General features: G+C 58.2%; 5 protein-coding genes and 1 pseudogene. 5 read left to right on the top strand and 1 reads right to left on the bottom strand.

What is annotated here, in order from left to right; genetic code table 11:
• Positions 1 to 211: 211 nt before the first annotated feature.
• The gene (cadR, locus tag Q1K07_RS21135; RefSeq protein WP_008175821.1) at positions 212 to 646 is read right to left on the bottom strand and encodes a Cd(II)/Pb(II)-responsive transcriptional regulator; all 435 of its coding nucleotides are present in this window, start codon (positions 644 to 646) and stop codon (positions 212 to 214) included.
• A 98-nt stretch (positions 647 to 744) separates the two neighbouring features.
• Between cadR and Q1K07_RS21130 the strand changes: the two genes are divergently transcribed.
• From Q1K07_RS21130 to Q1K07_RS21110, 5 genes and pseudogenes are all read left to right on the top strand, one after another.
• Positions 745 to 1,641 (top strand): cation transporter, encoded by an 897-nt coding sequence (locus Q1K07_RS21130; protein ID WP_008928737.1) that lies wholly within the window; start codon positions 745 to 747, stop codon positions 1,639 to 1,641.
• Between the two features lie 142 nt (positions 1,642 to 1,783).
• Positions 1,784 to 2,545 (top strand): ZIP family metal transporter, encoded by a 762-nt coding sequence (locus Q1K07_RS21125; RefSeq protein WP_009686175.1) that lies wholly within the window; start codon positions 1,784 to 1,786, stop codon positions 2,543 to 2,545.
• 270 nt (positions 2,546 to 2,815) lie between these two features.
• On the top strand, positions 2,816 to 4,279 hold the full coding sequence (gene lnt / locus Q1K07_RS21120) for an apolipoprotein N-acyltransferase (RefSeq protein WP_101270223.1): 1,464 nt from the start codon (positions 2,816 to 2,818) through the stop codon (positions 4,277 to 4,279).
• Between the two features lie 53 nt (positions 4,280 to 4,332).
• Positions 4,333 to 4,854 (top strand): signal peptidase II, encoded by a 522-nt coding sequence (lspA, locus tag Q1K07_RS21115; protein ID WP_008930575.1) that lies wholly within the window; start codon positions 4,333 to 4,335, stop codon positions 4,852 to 4,854.
• A 128-nt stretch (positions 4,855 to 4,982) separates the two neighbouring features.
• Positions 4,983 to 5,793: pseudogene (locus Q1K07_RS21110) on the top strand (ISL3 family transposase); the annotation flags it as partial.
• Positions 5,794 to 5,841: the final 48 nt, after the last annotated feature.

Here is a 5,841-nt window from a genome sequence, read left to right as displayed (position 1 = left end):
GGGTATCCGGATTTTTTGGTTGATTGGCTCATATCATGATGACGGAACCAACCATCAGCTCAGCGGATTACCTGGTTGATGACGACTCTTCTTCACGGCCCCTGCAAGTTTGCAGCAACGCCCAGGTTCGCATGCCGAGATACGCAGTGAGGCTTCGCGATCAACACACCATGCATTCACAATGTCACTGCAAGGTCCGGCATGTCTCTGCTCAGTCCTTACGGCCTGAGCTAGCCCTATACAGCTGTTGTTTGCTCTCCTCGCTGATCCCCGTCAGGATGCCGCAGGCATTGATCTCCCGACCCTCGTTGCAACTCGCCCTCAGTGAAACGAGTTGTTGCTCAAGCGCTTGCAGAGCAGTTATCTGCGACCGCACATGAGAGATGTGGTCATCGAGCATGGCGTTGACGGCGGTACAAGGCTGGCGAGGGTCGTCCTGATAGCTCTGTAGCTCGCGAATCTCTGTCAGTGACAGGTCCAGAATTCGGCAGCGGCGGATAAAGGCAAGCCACTCGCCATGCTTCTCGGTATAGACACGGTAACCATTCTCCTGCCGTTCTGGCGGCGGCAACAGGCCCTGCTGCTCATAGAAGCGGATCGTCTGCGTGTCGATACCCGCTATCTGGGCTAACTGACCAATGCGCATCAGGCTTACTCCTCAACGGATCATCTGTCCCATTGACCTTATAGTAGCTATATAGTTTTTAATACTAGCAATCTATGTTGGTTAACTGGAGCCGTATCGTGAGTAAAGCCTGTGGTGGCCCATGTAGCTGCGATGCAACGCCTGCAGCGGATACCGATATGCCGGTCTCCTCCGAAGCGTCAGGGGAATGGGTCAGCGTGTATGCTGTGCCGAAGATGGATTGTCCCTCAGAAGAACGGATGATCCGCTTGGCGCTGAACGGCTTTGATGAGATTCGAACGCTGTCCTTCGACTTGTCGAACCGCCGATTGGAGGTCGTGCATGACGGCGAGGCTGAGCCCATTACCGCGAAACTGGCGACCTTGGGGCTAGGCGCCTCTCTTCAGGAAACCGTCATTGCCGACCCAGAGACGATCAAGGCCGCTGAGAGCTCGGCAGTCTCTGCTACGCAGGAGTCAGGCACTCTGCGCGTGTTGCTCGGTATCAATGCGATCATGTTCGTGGTGGAAATGACTGCTGGCCTGATCGCCCAGTCTACCGGCCTGATCGCTGATTCCCTGGATATGTTTGCCGATGCAGCCGTCTATGGCCTGGCTCTCTATGCCGTAGGGCGCAGTGCGAAAATGCAGGTACGTGCCGCGCATCTGGCAGGGGTACTGCAACTGATTTTGGCTATCGGCGTACTCGTCGAGGTGGTGCGACGCTTTGTTTTCGGTAGTGAGCCTGAATCGCTGATGATGATGGCGATCGCCTTCGTCGCGTTGATCGCCAATACCGGTTGCCTGCTGTTGATATCCAAGCACCGCGAAGGCGGCGCGCATATGAAGGCAAGCTGGATATTCTCGGCCAATGATGTGGTGATCAACATGGGCGTCATCGCCGCCGGTGCCTTGGTCGCCTGGACGGGGTCCAGCTACCCTGACCTGATTATCGGTACCATCGTGGGCCTGATCGTCCTCAACGGCGCTCGGCGCATCCTGGCGCTCAAGGGGTGAGGCTGCACGGTACGCAGCTATCGATGCCTGGGACACTTGATCGAAGTGGCTGTACAAGCGCGCTAGGCCTGAACGACAGCATATAGCGCGAAGGCTCGGAGCCAGCAAGGTAGCGTATCTAGGAATCAACCAAGGAAGGAAGATGATGGATAGTATCTGGCTGGTACTCGGCCTGGCGCTGTTGCCCGCCTTAGGCAATTTTAGTGGTGGGCTCGCTGCGGAGGCCTCCCGAACTACCGGGCGCCGTCTCAATTACGCCCTTCACGGCGCTGCCGGCCTCGTCATTGCGGTGGTGGCGGTTGAAATCATGCCGCGCGTGCTAGAGAACCTCTCAGCCTGGGTAATCGCCCTCGCTTTCGCGCTGGGCGGCATTGCTTACGTAGGTATCGAGAAGCTCGTTGAGAGTCTCCAGAAGCGACAAGGCCAGCAGGGAGAAGGCGGTCAGACGAGTGTCTGGATGATCTATATCGCCGTATCCATCGACCTGTTCAGCGATGGCCTCCTGATCGGGGCGGGGTCGGCGGTCTCACCGTCGGTCGCGATAATCCTGGCGGCGGGTCAGGTTCTCGCCGATGTTCCTGAGGGCTTTGCGACGATCGCCACCATGAAAGATAAAGGAATCCCTCGTAGCAAGCGGATACTGCTCTCTGCTTCCTTCGCGATTCCTGTGCTCTCGGCAGCCGTCTTTGCTTACTTCGTACTCAGGAACCAGCCGGAGGCATTTAAGCTAGCGGCACTGACGTTCACGGCAGGCCTTCTCACGGTCGCTGCCATCGAAGATATGGTCTCCGAGGCTCACGAGAGCGGTGACGATACGCACATCTCACCGCTGGCTTTCATAGGCGGCTTCGTCCTGTTCGTTCTGGTATCAGCGGGCTTGGAAGGGGTGGTATCGCAAAGCTAACGTACTGCTCCCCAACACAGCCACTGTCGTGCTGGCCGAATACGAAGCAGCTCCCAGCTTACGGCGCACCTAGTCGAGTCCAGAAACATTCACTTTGCCACCCTGGCCAGCCGGCCGAATGAATTGACGCAGCTTGATTAAGCGGAGCAAGAAAGCATGAGCCACAGGGTTGATCCTGGATTCGGAGGCGAGAGAGCATTGGGTGATAAGTGCGCGCTACCCTCTAGCCTATACACGGGCGTGCGCTATAAGCCGCTTCTGACAGGGGGGATGGCTCTACTTGCTGGAGGCGCCATGCCGCTTGCCTTTGCCCCTGTGGGCTGGGCATGGCTTGCGGTGATCGCTCTGGCAACATTTTTTGTCCTGACCGCGCAGTCTTCAAGGCGTCAGGCGCTGTGGTCGGCCTACCTCTTTGGCCTTGGCTACTTCGGCGTGGGTGTCTCCTGGGTCTTTATCAGCATTAGCCAGTACGGCAATGGCCCCGTGGTGGCGGTGTTAGTCACGGCGGCCTTTGTCTCGCTGCTCGCCCTCTTTCCATGGGGCGTCGCGTACCTCGTGCGCTGCCTGCGCCCTGAGATGGATGCAATGGCACTCTGGCTAGGGCTACCTGCGGCATGGGTGCTGAGTGAATGGATGCGCACCTGGTTCTTGACCGGCTTTCCCTGGCTCTTCATTGGCTACAGCCAGACCGACACCACACTTGCCACTATCGCTCCCGTCTTTGGCGTGCTTGGCGTGAGTTTACTGGTGGCACTTCTCGCTGGCGGGCTTGCCTGGGTTGTCCAGGGGCCAAGCCTGCGCCGTGCTGCGGTAGTCGGTGCCGTGTTAGTCGCTACCCTCGCCGGCTTGCAACTGCTGGATCGTGAATGGACGCAGCCAGCCGCTGACCCGATCGATGTCGTCCTCTTGCAAGGAAACATCGCGCAAGACAAGAAATGGGACCCGAGATACCGGGACATCACACTTGAGCGCTATCAGGCGCTTACCGCGCAGCATCTCGGAGCCGATATCGTGATCTGGCCAGAAGCGGCAATCCCGATGTGGCATGACCAGGCCAAAGCATATCTTGCTGAGCTTGAGGCGTTAGCCGATCAGGCAGGCACATCGTTAATGATTGGCGTCCCGGTACGCGAGGCGGAGGGCCGTACCTACAACGCCGTGGTAAGCCTCTCCGATCCCTCAGGCTTCTACTACAAACGCCACCTGGTGCCCTTCGGTGAATATGTTCCGTTTCGGGATCTTTTGGGGTCGGCCCTCGACGTGCTCGGGGCGCCCATGTCCGACTTCACACCGGGACGGGAAGCGCACGTCCTGAATGCAGCAGGGGTGCCCGTAGGGGCACTCATCTGCTACGAGGCGGTCTTTGGTGCCGAAGTCACTGAGCTTCTGCCCGAAGCGCAGTTACTGGTGAATGTCAGCAACGATGCCTGGTTCGGCAGCTCGCTCGGCCCCCTCCAGCATTTCCAGATGGCACGCATGCGTGCCATCGAAACCGGACGTGACCTTCTTCGAGCCACGAACACCGGTATCACAGCAGCCATCAATCATGAGGGCAAAGTGCTCAAGCGTGCTCCGCAGTTCGAAGTGGCCACCCTCAGCGCCGAAGTGACACCGCGAACTGGCGCGCCCCCTTATGTGCGCTGGCGGGATTGGCCTGTCCTTGGCCTGACCGCACTCGGACTCGGCCTGCTCCTGCTCCGTCGAATTCGTCGGCATCATCGGTTGGGTACATGACGCTTGTTATTTAGCAGCGAGCAAATTCTAGATTGGGTCAGGAGGAAGGGGATATGTCTACTTATGGCAGTCGGCTCGCAGAGAAAGCCCACGAGCCGGGAAAGGCGATGCGCTGGCTGTGGCTCTCGCTCCTGTTACTGTTTGTCGATCAGGCGAGCAAGTACCTTGCCAGCACCATGCTAGCGCATGGTGAAAGCGTGCCTGCCGCACCCTTCTTCAATTGGGTCCACCGCCACAATACGGGGGCGGCCTTCAGCTTTCTCGCGGATGTCGGCGGTTGGCAGCAGCCGCTTTTCATCGGACTGGCCCTGGTTATCTCGATATTACTGGTGTACTGGCTTTGGCGTTCACCACGCGTACTGAGTTATCGGCTCGCCCTCAGTGCGATCCTCGGCGGCGCGTTGGGCAATGTCGCAGATCGCTTGCGGTTAGGCTACGTAGAGGATTTTCTCGATTTTCACTATGCCCAGTGGCACTGGCCATCGTTCAACCTAGCGGACGTATGGATCTTCCTCGGTGTCGCCCTCTTTATTTGGGCGGAAATACGACATCAACCAGGCAGCCGCCGCCGCTGAATCGCCTAGCGTCTTCGCTATCGCATGCTTGACTTCCGGAATAGGCGCGTCCTGGGCCTTGATAAGGCGGCACGCCTTCATGAGCCAGCTGTACGTTCCTGATGCACGACTGCTGCCAAGGGCTCTGCTGCATCCTAACCAATCTGGAAGAGCGCACCCTGCTGGACCTGCTACCCGGTCGTCAGCAAGAGAGGGTGACAAGACGCCTCATGAGCATGGCCAACCGCCACCAGGTCGAGATCGTCAGCATGGACATGTGGAAGCCCTACCGCCGCGCCTTCCAGACGGTGCTGCCACAGGCCCGTATCGTGGTCGATAAGTTCCACGTCGTGCGCATGGCCAACGAGGCCTTAGAGAAGATCCGCAAAGGCCTAAGGAAGGAGTTGAAGCCCAATCAGCGCCGGACCCTCAAAGGTGACCGGAAAATCCTGCTGAAGCGCGCTCACGACGTTTCAGACCGCGAACGGCTCATCATGGAGACCTGGACAGGAGCATTCCCCCCAGCTCTTGGCGGCTTACGAGCACAAGGAGCGCTTCTACCATATCTGGGACTGTACCAATCGGCGTGGTGCCGAACAGGCTCTCGCCACCTGGATTGACAACATCCCTCAGGGGCAGAAGGAGGTTTGGAAGGATCTCGTCAGCGCCGTCAGTGGCTGGCGTGAAGAGATGCTGACCTACTTTGAGACCGACATCCCGATCACCAACGCTTTCACGTAGTCGATAAACCGCCTAGCCAAGGACAAAAACCGTGATGGCCGGGGCTATTCGTTCGAGGTAATGCGAGCCCGGATGCTCTATACCACCAAGCACAAGAAGAAGGCGCCACAAGTCAAGGAATCCCCGTTTCTGGGCAGAGCCACCATGACCTACAACATGGGACTCCCCGAGCCTGAGAAGAACTTCGGTGTCGATCTATCAACCTTCTGGAAGGACTAAGGGTTGGATGGGGCTGGAAGGCCCATCAACCACTTAATCCGGATACCC

This window comes from Halomonas sp. (assembly GCF_029263665.1).
Classification (GTDB): Bacteria; Pseudomonadota; Gammaproteobacteria; order Pseudomonadales; family Halomonadaceae; genus Halomonas.
The sequence above is the reverse complement of the archived record's forward strand: the minus strand, read 5'-3'. Positions and strand labels throughout refer to the sequence as shown.

Bases quoted from the DNA above. Each gene is read 5' to 3' on its own strand.
- cadR (WP_008175821.1), bottom strand. From the start codon at position 646: ATGCGCATTGGTCAGTTAGCCCAGATAGCGGGTATCGACACGCAGACG.
- Q1K07_RS21125 (WP_009686175.1), top strand. From the start codon at position 1,784: ATGATGGATAGTATCTGGCTGGTACTCGGCCTGGCGCTGTTGCCCGCC.
- lnt (WP_101270223.1), top strand. From the start codon at position 2,816: ATGGCTCTACTTGCTGGAGGCGCCATGCCGCTTGCCTTTGCCCCTGTG.
- lspA (WP_008930575.1), top strand. From the start codon at position 4,333: ATGTCTACTTATGGCAGTCGGCTCGCAGAGAAAGCCCACGAGCCGGGA.